17 protein-coding genes and 1 riboswitch are annotated in these 17,198 nt (G+C 32.1%); of the genes, 12 read left to right on the top strand and 5 right to left on the bottom strand.

Translation table 11 applies throughout. From position 1 onward, the window contains the following. The 3 genes from J2Z76_RS04800 to J2Z76_RS04790 all read left to right on the top strand — a co-directional run bounded on the left by J2Z76_RS04800 (position 1) and on the right by J2Z76_RS04790 (position 3,248). A complete protein-coding gene (locus J2Z76_RS04800) occupies positions 1 to 945 on the top strand; it encodes a copper amine oxidase N-terminal domain-containing protein (RefSeq protein WP_209510864.1) in 945 nt (314 codons plus the stop codon). Between the two features lie 244 nt (positions 946 to 1,189). Next, positions 1,190 to 1,681: a GNAT family N-acetyltransferase gene (locus J2Z76_RS04795; RefSeq protein ID WP_209510863.1), complete on the top strand. Its 492-nt coding sequence runs from the start codon at positions 1,190 to 1,192 to the stop codon at positions 1,679 to 1,681. A gap of 283 nt (positions 1,682 to 1,964) precedes the next feature. After that, positions 1,965 to 3,248: a lactate racemase domain-containing protein gene (locus J2Z76_RS04790; protein WP_209510862.1), complete on the top strand. Its 1,284-nt coding sequence runs from the start codon at positions 1,965 to 1,967 to the stop codon at positions 3,246 to 3,248. A 122-nt stretch (positions 3,249 to 3,370) separates the two neighbouring features. Here J2Z76_RS04790 and J2Z76_RS04785 read toward each other — a convergent pair whose 3' ends face one another. The 4 genes from J2Z76_RS04785 to J2Z76_RS04770 all read right to left on the bottom strand — a co-directional run bounded on the left by J2Z76_RS04785 (position 3,371) and on the right by J2Z76_RS04770 (position 6,214). Further along, a complete protein-coding gene (locus J2Z76_RS04785; protein ID WP_209510861.1) occupies positions 3,371 to 4,114 on the bottom strand; it encodes an ABC transporter permease in 744 nt (247 codons plus the stop codon). Next, entirely contained in the window at positions 4,101 to 4,835 is a 735-nt protein-coding gene (locus J2Z76_RS04780) for an ABC transporter ATP-binding protein (RefSeq protein WP_209510860.1), read from the bottom strand. Before J2Z76_RS04780 ends, J2Z76_RS04785 begins: the two co-directional genes overlap by 14 nt. A 76-nt stretch (positions 4,836 to 4,911) precedes the next feature. Further along, on the bottom strand, positions 4,912 to 5,652 hold the full coding sequence (locus tag J2Z76_RS04775) for a MerR family transcriptional regulator (protein ID WP_209510859.1): 741 nt from the start codon (positions 5,650 to 5,652) through the stop codon (positions 4,912 to 4,914). Between the two features lie 142 nt (positions 5,653 to 5,794). Then, positions 5,795 to 6,214: a DUF6762 family protein gene (locus J2Z76_RS04770; RefSeq protein ID WP_209510858.1), complete on the bottom strand. Its 420-nt coding sequence runs from the start codon at positions 6,212 to 6,214 to the stop codon at positions 5,795 to 5,797. 435 nt (positions 6,215 to 6,649) lie between these two features. Beyond that, positions 6,650 to 6,785, top strand: a riboswitch (cyclic di-AMP (ydaO/yuaA leader). Between the two features lie 114 nt (positions 6,786 to 6,899). Here J2Z76_RS04770 and J2Z76_RS04765 point away from each other — a divergent pair. The 6 genes from J2Z76_RS04765 to J2Z76_RS04740 are packed head-to-tail and all read left to right on the top strand — an operon-like array spanning position 6,900 to position 13,963. After that, positions 6,900 to 8,516: a thiamine pyrophosphate-binding protein gene (locus J2Z76_RS04765; RefSeq protein ID WP_209510857.1), complete on the top strand. Its 1,617-nt coding sequence runs from the start codon at positions 6,900 to 6,902 to the stop codon at positions 8,514 to 8,516. A gap of 5 nt (positions 8,517 to 8,521) precedes the next feature. Beyond that, positions 8,522 to 9,646 (top strand): histidinol-phosphate transaminase, encoded by a 1,125-nt coding sequence (hisC, locus tag J2Z76_RS04760; RefSeq protein WP_209510856.1) that lies wholly within the window; start codon positions 8,522 to 8,524, stop codon positions 9,644 to 9,646. A 40-nt stretch (positions 9,647 to 9,686) separates the two neighbouring features. Beyond that, positions 9,687 to 10,811 carry an ABC transporter ATP-binding protein gene (locus J2Z76_RS04755; RefSeq protein ID WP_209510855.1) on the top strand — a complete coding sequence of 375 codons (1,125 nt, stop codon included), beginning with the start codon at positions 9,687 to 9,689 and terminating at the stop codon, positions 10,809 to 10,811. Between the two features lie 40 nt (positions 10,812 to 10,851). Beyond that, positions 10,852 to 11,577 (top strand): ABC transporter permease, encoded by a 726-nt coding sequence (locus tag J2Z76_RS04750; protein ID WP_209510854.1) that lies wholly within the window; start codon positions 10,852 to 10,854, stop codon positions 11,575 to 11,577. After that, positions 11,574 to 12,470 carry an ABC transporter substrate-binding protein gene (locus J2Z76_RS04745; RefSeq protein ID WP_209510853.1) on the top strand — a complete coding sequence of 299 codons (897 nt, stop codon included), beginning with the start codon at positions 11,574 to 11,576 and terminating at the stop codon, positions 12,468 to 12,470. The genes J2Z76_RS04750 and J2Z76_RS04745 overlap by 4 nt, the downstream gene beginning before the upstream one ends. Positions 12,471 to 12,472: 2 nt before the next feature. After that, positions 12,473 to 13,963: an aldehyde dehydrogenase family protein gene (locus J2Z76_RS04740; RefSeq protein ID WP_245210322.1), complete on the top strand. Its 1,491-nt coding sequence runs from the start codon at positions 12,473 to 12,475 to the stop codon at positions 13,961 to 13,963. Between the two features lie 137 nt (positions 13,964 to 14,100). Here J2Z76_RS04740 and J2Z76_RS04735 read toward each other — a convergent pair whose 3' ends face one another. Further along, entirely contained in the window at positions 14,101 to 15,024 is a 924-nt protein-coding gene (locus J2Z76_RS04735; RefSeq protein ID WP_209510852.1) for a S66 peptidase family protein, read from the bottom strand. Between the two features lie 542 nt (positions 15,025 to 15,566). Here J2Z76_RS04735 and J2Z76_RS04730 point away from each other — a divergent pair. The 3 genes from J2Z76_RS04730 (at position 15,567) to J2Z76_RS04720 (ending at position 17,181) form a co-directional block, all read left to right on the top strand. Then, a complete protein-coding gene (locus tag J2Z76_RS04730; protein WP_209510851.1) occupies positions 15,567 to 16,136 on the top strand; it encodes a hypothetical protein in 570 nt (189 codons plus the stop codon). A 52-nt stretch (positions 16,137 to 16,188) separates the two neighbouring features. Then, positions 16,189 to 16,389, top strand: coding sequence for a hypothetical protein (locus tag J2Z76_RS04725; protein ID WP_209510850.1), 201 nt, complete (start codon positions 16,189 to 16,191; stop codon positions 16,387 to 16,389). A gap of 123 nt (positions 16,390 to 16,512) precedes the next feature. Further along, on the top strand, positions 16,513 to 17,181 hold the full coding sequence (locus J2Z76_RS04720; protein ID WP_209510849.1) for a hypothetical protein: 669 nt from the start codon (positions 16,513 to 16,515) through the stop codon (positions 17,179 to 17,181). Positions 17,182 to 17,198: the final 17 nt, after the last annotated feature.

The raw sequence follows: 17,198 nt of genomic DNA, 5'->3' as shown, positions 1-17,198 counted from the left end.
ATGAAAAAGAAAATTCTAATTTTAGTGTTAATTTTAACACTTGCAATTACTTCTTCAGCATTTGCAGTAGATGTAAAAATTAATGAAGTGGATGTTCAATATAACAATGACTCTGGATTTCCATTTATTGATAAACAAGGTAGAACTCAAGTTCCTTTAAGAGCAACAATGGAATCATTTGGAGCTACTGTTGAATGGGATCAAGCAAGTTTAACTGCGACAGTAGAAAAAGACGGTATTAGTGTTAAAGTGCCTATCGGAAAATCTATTATTTATATAGATGGAGTTGAAGTTGCTAATGACACAGTTGCTCAAATAAAAGAAAACAGAACATATCTTCCCATAAGAGTTGTTTTAGAATCATTTGGATATACTGTAAGCTGGGAAAATAATAATGTTGTAGCAACTATAGCTGAAGAGAGTGTTTTGAAATCCGAGTTAGCTAAAAAAATTATAGAAGAGACTTCAAATAAAATAATTCATGCTATAAGTAATAAAGATTCAGAATTAATTTCCGAATTTGTTCATCCAGTCAAAGGTGTAAGGTTTACTCCATACACTTATGTTTCAATTGAGAATGATATTGTATTTAATCAAGAAGAAATTAATAATTTCTTCAATGATCAAGCTGTTTATACATGGGGAAGTTATGATGGTAAAGGTGATAATATTTTATTAACTTCAAACCAATATTATGATAAGTTCATTTATACAGCGGATTTCATTAATGCGGAGGTTATAGGATACAATGAAGTACTAAGTCGTGGAAATATGACTGAAAATCAATTTGAAGTATATAAAAATGCCATTGTAGTAGAATATTACTTTTCGGGATTTAATCCTGATTTCGCAGGAATAGACTGGCAAAGTCTTAGATTAGTATTTGAACAATATGAAGGTGATTGGAAATTAGTAGGTATTATTCACAATCAATGGACAATATAAAGAATCGAATAACCAGTTAATATGGTACAAACCAATGATAAAATGATATGCTCACCTTATGGTTAGATGCACCCAAAAAGTTGCATATCATATTTTAGTGCGCATTGTTTCGATACTTGATAGGATATGTTCAATTTATCTATGTAAGCGATTTTTATTTTGTTAATTTGAAAATTATGGTATAATGTACAGAAATTATAGTTGCGATATAAAAAATACTAATTTTAAAGTGAGGAGAATTTAAATGGGTGAAATTGTTATTAGAAGAGTTAAAAAAGAGGATTTGGATAAAATTGCGGAAATTGAAGTAGAATGCTTTCCAGCTGCTGAGGCAGCTTCAAAACAATCTATTGAGGAACGTATAGCTACTTTTCCAGAATCTTTTTTAGTAGCAGAAAAAAACAGGGAAATAGTTGGATTTATTAATGGTTGTGCAACGAATAGCCCTGTTATTTATGATGCATTATATCATGATTCCAGCCACCATATACCAGATGGTGAAAGTTTAGCAGTTTTTGGCCTTGACGTTCTACCTGAACATCAAAGACAAGGTATTGCTGCAAAACTAATGAATTATTATATTGAAATTGCTAGAACTGATTGCCGTAAAAGAGTTATCCTGACTTGCAAGGATAGACTTGTTCATTACTATGAATATTTTGGTTTTGTAAACAATGGCATTTCAGAATCAACATATGGCGGTGCTCAATGGTTTAATATGACACTTACAATATAAGTGGATTATCAGATAAATTATGTCCTTATAGATATACATAAATCTAATAGTAATATCTATTGTACGAATCTCCATGGGTATATTAATGTAAACTTATTTCAGGTGTGATGGTTGGAAAAATTTTTAATTTTTTTAGAAATAAAGTTTCGTAAATTTAAATTTTGTAGTATGATATATAAAAATCGGATTAAAGAGTATTTATTAGTATATAAAATTTTTTATATACTATTGGAATATTATTAACAACTTTCAATACGAAACATTACAGGGAGGAAGTATACCTATGAATTACAAAATGAAATATGGAAGAGAAAAAGTTGAAATTAAAATACCTGATGAAAACTTACTTGGAATTATTGAAAGTAATGCTATGGATGATAATAAAACTGAGGAAGAGGTAATACTTGATGCTTTAGAAAATCCTATTGATAGTGCAAAACTTTCGAAAATTGTTAAACCAGGAGAACGAGTATGTCTAGTTATTTCTGACATAACAAGAGCTTGGCAGAAGATGGGTACTTACCTTTATTATATAGTTAGAGAGCTTAATAAAGGTGGAGTTAGGGACGAGGATATTATATTTATATCTGCTACAGGCTCTCATAGAAAGCAAAGTGAGGAAGAGCATAGAGTGCTATTGGGAGAAAAACTTGCAGATAGATTCAAAGTTATTGATCATGTAAGTACTGATGAAGATAATTTAGTATATCTTGGGGAAACAAGCTATGGAACTCCAGTGAAGATAAATAAAATGGCTATGGAATGTGACCATATAGTTATTACCGGAGCAATAGTTTTTCATTTGTTAGTTGGATGGGGTGGAGGAAAGAAATCTATACTCCCTGGCATAGCTGGTTATGAAACCATAATGAAAAACCATTCAATGTCATTAAACCCTGAAATGGGAAGTGGATCAAATCCCGAAACTAAAAGTGGTAAGGTATTAAACAATCCAATACATGAAGACATGCTAGAGGCAGTAAACTTTGTTAAACCTTCCTTCATGTTTAATGTAATTATGGATTCTAATGGAAATATTGCACATGCTGTAGCAGGAAACTATATTAAAGCCCATGAAAAAGGTTGCGAAATAGTTAATAAAATAGATGGGATACCTATCAACGAAAAAGCTGATATGGTAATAGCAACTGCAGGGGGATATCCAAAAGATATAAACTTTTACCAAACTATCAAAACTGTAATTAATGCTAGAGAGGCAATTAAAGATGGTGGAGTAATGATTCTTCTAAGTGAATGCAGTGATGGTTTTGGAAATGAAGTAATAAGAAAGATTACACAGGATTTTGATAATGTGGTGGACAGAGAAATAGAATTGCGAAGAGATTATTCAATAGCAAAATATATAGGATACTATGTTAGTGAAGTTGCATCTAAAACTAATATGATTTTATTATCTTCTATGAATCCAGAGGATTTATCAATGGCAAATATATCTGTAGTTAAAACCATAGATGAAGCTTTAGAATTAGCAAAAAAATTAAAGGGCGAAAACTTAAAAACATATTTAATGCCACACGGAGCTAATACTTTACCTAAACTAATATAGGGGACTTATATATGTAGATAAAAAGACATACTAAAAAAGTACTATTCATAGAAAGACTTAAAAAGTTTTTTTTGAATAGTACTTTTTACTGAACATCAAATATTTTTTTATACTATATCAATTTATTCCCACTTAAAAAATTTAATAGAAATAATAATACAGATTACCGCAAGACTAATCATTACAATAATCGGAAATATAACCCCGTCTATGGATAAACCAAGTGAAGCTGCTTTTAGAAGTTTTATCCCTTGTGTTAATGGTAGAATATCAGCAACCTTTTGAAGTGCTGTCGGCATGACTTCATATGGCAATGTTGCTCCTGAAAAAATAAGCATAGGAAAATATAATATACTTGCGATAACACTTGCTATTTTGGAATTTGGTGCGATACCACCTACCGCCATACCAATGCTGAACATTGATACCATAACTAAAAGGTAACCACACCCAAATTGAAACCAAGAACCATTTAACTGATACCCAAAAAAATATTTTGCTACTGCATAGACAAGAACAAGTGAAACGAGGGAGTAAATCGTATAAATTGTTACCTGTACCGTTAAAATTACAGAAGGACTTGTGGGTGTTACCTTAAATCGTTTTAAGATTTTTTTGTGCCTATAATCTGATATTACTAAAGGAAGTCCCATAACACCACCTGCACATATTGCAATTGTAGAGATTGCGCCAAACGACTGTGCTAAAAAACTATATTCCGCATCGTCGTAAGCAGGTTTGTTTCCATAAATAACTCCTAGAATAATCAACACCACAATGGGCATGCAAATTGCGAAGATAAACATATCCATTCCCCGCAAAGATAGTTTAAGTTCCGTTTTGAGCATTGTATTAAATGTTTTCATTTTCTTTTTCCTCCTCGTCTGAGTACCAAAGATAAGCGTCCTCAAATTTATCAAAAGGACTTGAAGCTATTGCTTCTGCTATTGTACCGTAGAATACAGTTTTTCCTTTTTTAAGAATACAGATTTTGTCACATAAGACCTCAACCTCGTCCATAAAATGAGAGGTCAAAAGTATAGTTAGTCCTTTTTCTTTCAAATTCGAAAGGCTTTTCCAAACGTCCCGCCTTGCTTTTGCGTCAAGTCCCGTTGTCAGTTCGTCTAAAAAGACAACTTTGGGTTTTGGAATGAGGGCAAGAATAATGAACAGTCGTTGTCTTTGCCCTCCTGAAAGTTCACTAACAGGGCTTTTTGTTTTATCCAAAAGTCCAAATTGTTTTAGCAAGTCGTGGTAATCTGCTGCTGTTTTATAAAGGGATTGGGTGACTTCGCAAAGTTCACCTACTGTTATTTTGTCTTGATAATTTGCTTCTTGAAATTGAATACCAACTTCTTCAAACAATTTTTTGCGGTCTGTTTGTGGACACATACCTAAAATGGATACTGTTCCACTATCTTGTTTCTTCGTACCTAAAATACACTCTATCGTTGTACTTTTTCCTGCTCCGTTAGCTCCAAGAAGGCCGAACACCATACCTGGGCTGATTGAAATGTTAACATTTTCGATTGCTACTAATCCATTGTAAGATTTACTAAGTTTTTCGACTTCAATTGTCGTCTGCATTTTTTAAATTCCTCCTTTGACCTATTTACAAAAAAAGAATAACACCAACCCAAGGGTTGGTGTTAAAGTGTAGGGTTTAAAATTTATCTTTCATACGATTAATATGAAGCAGCATTATTTGTGCGTTATATTCAGCATCTTTCAATGAAGTAATTAATTTATCGCATACAGATATAATATTATCACTCTCTTTTGGTGTATCAAGGACTTTTTTTATATTTATTTTAGGATTATGGGATAGGGCATTCAACATTCGTAAGATAGCTTCAAGAGAATAATTAGCACAACGAAGCGAACGTATTATTTTCAATCGTTTAATATCTTCATCTGTATATATTCGATAACCATTTTCCCTACGTTTAACAGTTAACAGACCGTTCATTTCCCAATTTCTCAAAGCATCCATGGAAACATGCAAATATTCTGCAGCCTCTTTCCTTTTTAAGGTTAAAAGATTAAATTCTTGGTTATTATATAACAGTTGAGTTACACTTACTATGGCTTCCTCTGCATTGTTTTGTTCATCTTGTATCTGTTGCAAATAATTGTATGTAAGGTAGATAGCTCTATCAAAGTTACCCGTAGCAGAACATTTTACTATATTAACTACCTTTTTACGTAAACCATTTTGAAGTACCTCTATGCTTAAAGCTATTCTTGCTAGTTTAAATTGTTCAATATGAAAATCTGTAAACACTCTATAACCATTTATTTGTCGTTCAGGTTTAGAGATAAGTCCAAGTTCTTCATAAAGACGTACAGTATTAGGGTGTATTCCTATTATTTTTGCGACTTCTGATGTTTTGTAAGTATTCATTTTTCATTTCACCTCGTTTCTCACAATAAATAATAGCACTTAATAAAAGTCTGGTGTTATAGTGGAAGGTTTGATAAGGTTTAAATTTACTGAAAATAAACAAGCTTACAATGAATTATATATATAGCGTGATTTTCACATATTATTCGTTTTCATTTATATATTCTTCTTTATTTATTAAAGGAATAATACGTTTCAACTCTGATACATGAATATCCAAAAGTTCATTTAATAATTGTTGCATTTTTTCATTATTAATTGAATATTCAATTTTAACAATCCATTTAGGGTTATAATAACCAGGCAACTCTTCAATTTCACATATTCTATCTGAAAAAACTTCTTCGTTATATAAATCAAAAACTCCTTGATATTTCCAATCTTCTTCGATTTCATCAGTAGTTAATGTTAAATAGATATAATATACATCGCCATCTTCCATGGCATAAATTTTATCTATATATTCAATATATTTAGTTATTTCATATGAGCCTATTGTTTCAACAAGAAAACCTGTCTCTTTTTCCTTTTTCATAAGTATTAAGTTGTTGTAATTATCCATCATTATCTCCTCATATATGCTGTAATTTAAATTTTATATTATTGCATTATATAACAAATTATGATATTAGTATAGCTGTAAATTAAAATATAAATACTAAAAGTGCAGGATGCTGTTCATGTGGTTCTGTGTGTTAGATAACTTGAAAAAGTTTTATGAAGCAATGAAAATTAAGCAAAACAGATAAGATAGAAATTAAAATAAACTAATTTAGAAAAAGCGGCGGTTAATTTGACGTCGTTTTTGTTTTGCGCTTAGCAAATATTACAAAAACAGGGTGTCAGTATCGAAAATATTATGTATACCAGTATATTTTGTCTTAAGGCAATTCTAAATCACTTAGTCTTAGAATAACTCTTAATAACACTAAAATACTTATAAAAATTAAATTGGATTTTTTTACTTTATTATGGTATAATTAGAAAAAGATATAATTAACTTTTATCGCTGAATTCTTATTTATAGGAAGCGGGGGAACCGGTTTTCTGGGGTGAATCTCACAATTGTGGGTAGGGCTAACTTTACAGTCCGAATCCGTCAGCTAACTTCGCAAGCGTTGTAAGGTGTTTATTAGATTTGAATATTTTTGATATTTAATTTTCTGGGCTACCTTATTAATTGAGGTAGTCCTTTTGATTTTTTATAATAGTTAAGAATTAGAAAATAAGAAGATAAGGATGGTAGAATGAATAAAATTACAGGCTCAAAGATACTTGTGAATACCTTAGAAAAACTTAAAGTGGATACGATTTTTGGTATTCCAGGAATTCATAATCTTGATATTTATGAAGCAATGATTGATAGTAATATTCACCATGTTACTGCTAGAAACGAAAGTGGAGCGGGGTTCATGGCAGATGGATTTGCCAGGTCTACAGGAAAACCTGGGGTAGCCCTTGTTATTACGGGTCCAGGTCTTACAAATATAATGACACCGATGGGTCAGGCTTTTCATGATTCTATTCCGATGGTTGTTATATCCAGTCAGGTTCCAACAACCTTTTTGGATCAAGGTGCTGGTTTTTTACATGAACTAAAAAATTCTACAATAATGGTTAAGTCAGTAGCAAAGGAGAGCAGGACAGTTCTTAGTGCAGATGCTATCGGGCTTTATTTAGAAGAAGCTTATTATCTCTCAATGTCAGGTAGACCAGGACCTGTTCATATCGAAATACCCATGGATATTCTACGGGAATTAGTAGATGACATGGAAGTTCCTAATAGAAATTTAATAAATTCTAACCCTGTTATTAATGAAGACTACATAATAAAGGCCTCAGATATGATTAATGCATCTAAAACGGTTATGTTAATTGTAGGTGGTGGAGCTGTAAATTGTGACAAGGAGATTCTTGAGTTAGCAAACAAGATATCTGCTCCGGTTATACAGACGACTGCTGGTAAGGGAATTGTTGATGAAACTCATGCTCTATGCCTTGGCAGTCGACTTCATTTTAGTGCAGTTAAAGATAAATTAATGGAAACTGATGTTGTAATAGCGATAGGGACTCAATTGTCTCCCACTGATTTGTGGGAAGTGCCACTTAGTTTACATGGTAAATTGATACAAATTGATATAGATCCAGGTCAATTTAATAGGAACTATAGAGCTGACATCGGAATAAAGGGAGATGCACGTGATGTTTTAAACGCGTTAATTTCAAAATTGAAATATAGAGAGACTGATGGGGTTGACCATAATATATCAGAGATAATTGTTAAAACAGGTCAACAGCTTAAGACACTTACTGATATGGAAGATTCAATGGATTTTATTAAAGAAATGTTGGGAGCCATTCGAAGAATCCTTCCTAAGGATGGTATTTTATGTACAGATATGACTACCTCCTCATATGTTGCGATAAGTGAATTTCCATCGTATATGGAAAGAACATTTTTGCATCCTGTAGGATTCGGGACACTTGGACATGCTTTACCTGCAGGTATAGGTGCAAAGCTCGCAAATCCTGAAAAAGTAGTATTAGTACTAGAGGGAGATGGAGGGTTTCAATTCACAATGCAGGAGCTTTCATGTGCAATTGAAGAAGGAATTTCACTTCCCGTAATAGTATGGGACAATGGAGGCTTTGGTGAAATAAGGAGAAATGAGAAGGCTAGGAATTTTAGTAAAAATATCGCGGTTGATAATTCAAACCCTGATTTTTTAAAACTTGCGGATGCTTATGGGATAAGAGGATTTAGTGTATCAAATGGAAAAGAGATGGAAGAGGCTTTAATACAAGCAATTGAGATAGAAGGTGTTTCTTTAATTGTAGTAAATGTAACAGTAAATGGAGGTTGATATAAATGGATATAAAAGGACTTAGAAAGGCAGTATATACTGTAAATCCCTATGTTCCAGGTAAGACAATTGGTGAAGTACAAAGAGAATATGCTCTAGATAATATTATAAAGTTGGGCTCAAATGAAAATCCATATGGACCTTTTCCAAATGCAATCAAAGCTATGGAAAGGGAGCTTAAAAGTTTAAATACCTATCCAGATACTAACTTTAATGAAATAAAAGAAGTAATTGGAGAGAAATTTGGAGTTGACACTTCCTATATTGCAGTCTCCCATGGCTCTGGTGGTATGCTTCAAACATTGGCGAAAACATTTATTGAAGATGGAGATGAGGTTTTGATACCTCTAGAGACTTATGGGCTATATAAGGAAATATCAAAGCTCATGGGTGGAGTTATAAAACAAATTCCATTAAAAAGTGATTATACTTTGGATCTTGATGGAATAAGAAATGCAATTACAGATAAAACAAAGCTTATATGGCTTTGTAATCCCAATAATCCTACAGGGACAGTATTTAATCTTGAGGCATACAACTTGCTACTAGATTCTCTACCAGCACATACATGGGTTGTGCTAGATGAAGCATATGCAGAATTTGCAAATGAGGAGATACTTCCAGATGCAATAGGGGATATAGTTAGGGAAAAGAATATAATTATGGTTCGTACTTTTTCCAAGGCTTACGGTCTTGCGGGTGCGAGAATGGGTTATGCAATTGCAAGACCTGAGATGATTAAGGCAATTGATACAGTAAGTGAGCCTTTTAATGCAAGTTGTGTTGCATTAGCTGGAGCTATATCAACACTTAATGAAGATAGAGAGAATTATGAAGAATGTCTCCGAAATATTAAAAGAGATCGTGAAAGAATGATTTTAGAGCTTGAAAAAATGGGGTTTAAAGTTTTAGATACTCATACTAATTTTGTGTTTTTTCAAACGCCTTATGATGGAGCAAAAATTGCTCAGGAACTATTAATGATGGGTGTTATTGTTCGTTCATGTGAAGCTTGGGAATATCCTAATGCTATTAGAGTTACCGTTGGAACACGTGAAGAAGTAGATGAATTCCTAAATAGTTTTAGAAAAGTAATACATTTACAGGATGATGAAAGTAGAATATCTTAAGAATAATAATAAAATTTTTATATAAAGGGTGGTGGTTTTGATGGTTAAATTTGAGAATGTTTCAAAGGTATACCCCGATGGTACAGCAGCTGTAAAGGGACTAGATTTAGAAATAAAAGAGGGAGAGTTTGTTGTATTCATTGGACCTAGTGGATGTGGTAAAACGACAACTTTAAAAATGATTAATAGGTTGGCAGAGTGCACTTCGGGGAAAATTTATGTAAATGGTAGTGACATAGCAACTGTTGATGCGGTTCAGCTTAGAAGAAATATTGGATATGTTATTCAAGAAACAGGACTAATGCCTCATATAACAGTTGGAGAAAATATAGCGGTAGTTCCACAGCTGCTTAAGTGGAATAAAAAAAAGATTCAAAATCGTGTAGATGAACTCCTTGAAATGGCAGGCTTGCCACCGGAGAAATATAAATACAGGCTTCCTTCACAGCTGAGTGGAGGACAAAAACAAAGAATAGGTGTTCTAAGGGGATTAGCAGCGGAGCCGGATGTTGTATTGATGGATGAACCTTTTGGTGCATTAGATCCAATTAGTAGAGAAAATTTGCAAAATGAATTGATGGATTTGCAAAAAAAGCTTAAAAAGACAATTATTTTTGTAACACATGACATAGATGAAGCACTGAAGCTTAGTGATCGAATTGTCCTCATGCGTCATGGGAAAGTTGAGCAAATAGGGACACCAAATGAACTTCAAAATAATCCTGCATCGGAATTTGTTAAAAATTTCATTGGGCAAGATAGAATCTCTCAGATATCTCCTGATGATTCAGTTGAAGTTTTAGTTGAGGAATCAGCTATTAATGTACTGCCCAATTTCTTAGCCTCATCTGTATTGGAACAAATGGAGAACATTGGAAAGGAAAGTGCTCAGGTTGTAAATAAAAATGGTAAATGGATGGGGATGGCTCTCATGCAAAATGTTAAAAAGGTTTCTTCTCGTGGAGGCAGTATAAAAGAAGCACTTATCATTGATAGGAAGCTTTATATTGAAGATGCTACATTAAGAGATGCAGCTGAAATGCTATCAGCTCAACCACTTCCTGTTCCAGTGATAGATAAAAATGATAGGTTTATTGGTGTTGTAACAGGTAGTGGAATGGCAAGGATTACAATGGATAGACTTAAGAGGAAACAAATAAGTTAGTAAAAAGACAATAAATAAAAAAATGTAAAGGGGTGATATCATGGCAAATGATCCAAATTTTCTTCAACTTTTTTATAAATTTTTAACAGAACAATATCTTCGAATTTTGCTATTAACTGGAGAGCATATTATTATTTCGTTGATAGCATTATCGATTACTTTAGTAATATGTATTCCACTTGGAATATATCTTACAAAAAATGAAAGACTTGCACCTATAGTTATTGGTGCAGCCAACGTATTTCAAACAATACCAAGTATTGCACTATTAGGTTTTTTAATAGTATTTATAGGAATAGGAAACAAAAATGCTATTTGTGCTCTCGTACTATATTCTATGCTTCCTGTTTTGCAGAATACATATATTGGAATTAAAGGTGTTTCTTCAGCTCTTGTACAGGCTGCAAGAGGTATGGGTATGACTGATATGCAGATTCTCTTTAAGGTTGAGCTGCCGCTTGCATTCCCTGTTATAGTAGGAGGGGTTCGTGTTGCTACAGTTTGGATTATAGGTACTGCTTCTCTTGCCGCAGCAATTGGAGGCGGAGGACTTGGAAGATTGATTTTCTCAGGACTTGCATCACTGCGTAATGAAGTTATTTTTGCTGGAGCACTTCCAGCTACGCTTCTTGCTCTTCTTGTAGACCGAGGGCTTAAGCAGTTCCAGATATATTTAAGTCCTAGTAATAAGGTAAAGAGACTTTTAAAAGCATCAAAGAAATTTGAAAGCAATGAAAAAACAAATAAAATGGAGGTTGTAAAATGAAAATAAAACTTAGTAGAATTATAATTGTACTTATGTTGGTTGTTAGTTTATCTATGATATTTACAGGTTGTGGCGAAAAAAAGGTAGTGAGAGTAGCTTCACAAAATGTAAATGAAACGATTGTTTTAGCTCATATGGCAAAAATATTAATTCAAGATAGCACAGGACTTGATGCGACTGTTAATACAGAGTTTAATGGTTCGTCGGTTCTTCATCAAGCTATGCTAAATAAGGAAATTGATATATATCCAACATGGACTGGTACACAGTTAACTGGAGTTCTTCGCTATGAAGGTCCAAATTTAAGTACTGAAGAAACTTACAAAAGGGTTACTGAAGGCTTTAAAGAAAAATTTGATATGACATGGGGAGAGCCTCTTGGATTTAATAATACTTATATTTTCACAGTGACAAAGGAAACAGCTGATGAGCATAATTTGAAAAAAGCTTCTGATTTAGCATCCGTTGCAGAAGATTGGCTTTTAGCTGGGGATACAAATTTTGATACCCGCGCAGATGCATATCCAGGATGGTCAAAGACTTATGGTATCAATTTTAAAAAAGTTCTTCCAATGCAGTATGGACTTATGTATACAGCACTTTCAACGGGTGAGGTTCAAGCAGCAGTTGCATATTCCACAGATTCACGTATTGCAAAGATGAATTTGGTTACACTTGAAGATGACAAACATTTCTTTCCTGATTATAGTGGAGCATATGTATTATCTGATGAATTTTTGAAAGAGTATCCAAAGGCATTAGAGGCCGTAAACAAGTTAGGTGGAATGATAGATACAGCTCAGATGACTGCCTTAAATTTAAGATATGATAATGGTGAGGACCCAGAAAAAATAGCATCTGAATTCTTGAAGGAAAAGGGATTGATAAAATAATTATGATAAAAAAACAACTTGAAAATTTGATGCAGAAAGAATATGGCTTGTTTATTAATGGTGACTTTCAGCCATCCATATCAGGGTTAACATTTGAAACCTTTAATCCTGTAGACAGTGAAATGATTGCTAGGGTGAGTAAAGCAAATGAAGAAGATGTAGATAGAGCAGTTGACAGTGCACGACAAGCATTTGAAAGTTGGAAGCTTATTAGTGCTAAGGAGAGGTCTGATCTTCTTTTAAAAATAGCAGATGCTTTAGAGAAAAATATAGAGTTTTTGGCAGGTGTTGAGAGCCTTGATACTGGAAGGGCTATTATTGAAACTCGTGAGGATATAATAGGAGGTGTCGATCAGTTTAGGTACTTTGCAGGCGTTATCCGCAGTCATGAGGATTCGGCTGTACAGCACAGCAGTGAAGCTTTTAGTTTGATACTCAGGGAACCTCTTGGAGTGGTTGGTCAGATAGTGCCTTGGAATTTTCCATTTCTAATTTCGGTCTGGAAAATTGCCCCTGCTCTTGCAGGAGGGAATACAATAGTTATTAAACCAGCAAGTAACACTCCACTATCACTTTTAGAGATGGCAAAGATACTCAAGCCACTACTTCCACCTGGAGTTTTAAATGTAATTCCAGGCTCTGGAAGAAAATGTGGGGAGAGACTTATCAATCATCAAGGTATTGATAAAATTGCATTTACAGGTTCCACGGATATAGGAATTCATGTTGCAAAGGTTGCGGCAGAAAAGATAATACCTGCTACATTAGAGCTAGGTGGCAAATCTGCAAATATTATATTTCCAGATGCCCCAATGGAAAAGGCAATTGAAGGAGCAACGTTGGGAATATTATATGCCCAAGGTCAAGTTTGTAATGCAGGTTCAAGACTATTTGTACATAAAGATGTATACGATGATGTGGTTGACAGTTTGATAAGATTTTTTAAGAATGTTGTAATTGGAGATCCACTTGATGAAAATACTAGGATGGGCTCGTTGGTTGATGAAAATCAGATAAAAAGTGTCCTTGGTTTTATAGAGGAAGGGCAAAAAGAAGGTGCAAAATTAGTATATGGTGGAACAAGGCTTGTTGAGGATGGCAAGGATAAAGGGTGCTTTATAAAGCCCGCTCTATTTACTAATGTAACTAATGACATGAAAATTGCACAGGAAGAAATTTTTGGCCCTGTACTTGTAGTTATTAAGTTTAATGATGAAAAGGAAGTTATAGAAATGGCAAATGATTCTCAGTATGGTCTTGCGGGAGGGGTTTGGACAAAGGATATAAACCGTGCATTAAGAGTTGCAAAGGCCGTCAATACAGGAACTATGTGGATCAATGAATATAATATTGTACCTTCTCATTCTCCTTTTGGAGGCTATAAAAAATCAGGATTTGGCAGGGAAGTACATAAGATGGCATTAGAGAGTTACACACAGGTTAAGAATATATATATAAGTCTTAGTGAAGAGCCTTGTGGCTGGTATGATTAGATTAACAAAATAGAAACTGCAAATAAAAGCCCAAGGCTACTTGAAAGTATTATCATTTAAAATACTTTCAAGTAGTCTTGGGCTTTTAAAATATTCCTAAATATCTGCCTTTAATGAGAGAAAGATGACAAAGAAACCTATAAACTTACAGTAGGTTCAATAATCGTCAGTGTATTATTATAAGTATTGAGATTTGCAACTGCACCTATGGGAATAGCCATTTTGTATATACCATGTCCTGAAGCCAAATTTGTCATGAGAGGTTTACCAAAAGGAACTATTACCTCATTGATAAAATCCTCATAAGATTTGCCATAAGCATCATCACAATTTGTACATTCTCCCATGATAATACCTGCGCAGTCCTGAAACTTTCCTGCATGAAATAAATGACTTATGAGCCTATATACATGAGTTATTGGTTCATGAGTTTCCTCAATAAAAAGAATTCTTCCTCTAGTATCAACTTCAAATGGAGTACCCAAAGTATCTACGAAAGATGTAAGATTGCCACCTACGATAGTACCTGTTACATTACCAGGTATTCTGCTTATCAAAGGTATTCCCGGAGGATTATCAAGCTGTCTCGGTGAAACTATAGTAGATGTAGCTGTAAAAAACTGGTCAAAGTTATATGCAGGGGTAGTGTTTCTGAAATCTAATAGAAGAAGGCTGTGAAAAGTGATTAAATTTGCCCATATGTATAAGACATTTAATAAAACTGTTATATCACTGTATCCAGTAATAATTTTTGGGTTTCGATTTATTATACCGTAATCAAGATATGGAATTATATCTACGACACCCACGCCACCTCTTGTAGGGATTATCGCTTTAACTACTGGGTTTTCAAACATACTCATTAAATCAGATGCTCGTTGTTGTGGTGTAGCTGCTAAATATCCTGCTGATGAATAAACATATTTGCCCACGACTACATTAAATCCTATACTTTCAAGGAACTGTATCCTTGCATCAATTGTTTCCTTATCCCGTGGGCTTCCAAGGGTAACTATTCCTACGGTATCTCCTGCACGCAAAATAGGTGGTCTGATAGCCATTTTTGTATCGCCTCCTGTAATTTTAAATATTCAGCTAAATTAGTTAGCATATTCAGTATATGAGAATACTCTTGATTTGGTTAATGGATATTAGATTAAGCATACCAGAAATAAAATAAAAAGTAAGTATTTGGTAGATTATTACATCTGCTTGGTGTATACTATAATGGGCGAAGACATAATATTACAATAATGTAAATACTCTTTGTTTATTTGATTGAGGTGAAAAAGATGAACAGGATAAAGGAATTTTTGTTAGATGAAAACAAATTTGCTGTTAATAAAATTAATTTTATCTTAAATTGTCTAATTATTTCCAGTGCAGTTTTTTATCATGAAATTATGTCCTATGTATTCTATTTGCTAATGGGTTTTGTAATGCTTAAGCTAATGTTAAAGGAAAAATATATTAATAAAAGCAAATTTAATTATTTCTATTTATTAATTTGTATTATAATAACTCTTAAAATATTATCTAAATTATTATATGACTTTATAATATAACTATGTATCTATTTGATTGCTATAATTGGAGGTAAAAAATGGTTGGAATAATGTTTGAGATTATAATTATATTAATGGGTTTTACAATTATATCAATAATACTGGATTTTAAACTGAAAAATTTTATTTTGGAAGCATATAAAAGCATATTTTTTATTATTTTTTATTGTGCAATGTTTTTCAAAAATATGTTAAAAACCAATGGGTTAACTACGGAAACATATACAACTGTTGCGCTATTAATTTTTTTCGCTATAATCAGTATTTCTATTATTTCAAACAAGAATAAAATTTACTGTTTTAAAGGAATAGATAAAAATCTTGTTAAAGTAAATATAAATAAAATATCAAAGATAATAGATGACTATAAAGATAATAATTTAGATGATAAATCAAAAATATCATTTATTAAAAATAGAATAGTTTTTGAAGATGTCAGTAAAACTCAAATAAAAGAATGTTTGTCATTGGTTGGAAATTTCTTGGATGAAAACAGAATAAAATATACAATAAAAGACTATTTTACTTATTATCTGAAGACATTAGTTCTTCCATCTGTAATTATGGCAACAATTGCATTTTTATTAATTAAAATAATTTTAATATAAGGTTATATTATAATAATTTATATAACTTATTATAATAAAGGAGGAATAAGCAATGAAGAAGACTATAGTTTATTGGGGAATTTCCATCATATTCTTTATAATTAATTTTAAAATCCTAGGATTTATATATGATAAATTTGTACCATCCAATACCATAACAGATATAATGGTAATATTTATAATTATCTTTATTAACATTCCTCTTTCTGTTATATGTACAGAAAAAGTATTTTCTATAGTAAGAGAAGAATAGTTTATGAAAAATTGATTGAGTTTTTGATTATTCTATGTCAGAGGTTCTACCGATTGATTTTTGAAATATTTTTTACATCGTTAAATTGTTTAGTTAAACGAATAAATTAGGGAGCGATAAACATTGATATATAAGGTATATATTGCAATCATGATTACTATTGTCTTTTTAGCATTGTTTCAAATTTTTAAAATTGAATTTAATAAAAGAAATAGAATAAATGAAGAAATTATTTATTTAAATAAAAATCTATATAATTTTATATTTGGTTTAGCTAATTTTATATGTGCTATTGCTTCAATAACTTGTTTTATTTATGAAGCACAAGATATTTATAGGTTATTAAAAATTGATTATATTAGTAATGTGTTTCAATTGTTGAACTTTGAATTTATGGAAGAATTAAGGGAATATTTTTTTCAAAATACAATGATAACTCAGCTTAATCATATAGTAAATTTTCTCAATAATGCCCCTAACTTGATTTTTTGGTTTAATTTTAATTTATGGATTTCAATATTGTTTTTTTATGAAGGATTTCAGAAAAATTTAATTTATAAGAAAGGGATACTCGTTAATTCTGCAATAATTGATTGGAATAAAATTATTGACTATAAATGGAGTAATGTTTATAAAAGAAGGATATTTGATAAAGGTGAGTATTATAATTTAGTGCTTACATTACCTAAGTTTTATGATTTAAATCATGAAGTTAAATTGAGGGTTAATTATAATGATAGAGATAAAGTTGATGATATTTTAAAAAAGTATACAAATAAAGAAAATTTATAATATTATTAAAAGCAAGG

The organism is Sedimentibacter acidaminivorans (assembly GCF_017873955.1).
Classification (GTDB): domain Bacteria; phylum Bacillota; class Clostridia; order Tissierellales; family Sedimentibacteraceae; genus Sedimentibacter; species Sedimentibacter acidaminivorans.
Note: the sequence above shows the minus strand (reverse complement) of the source record. Positions and strands in the feature narration are given on the sequence as shown.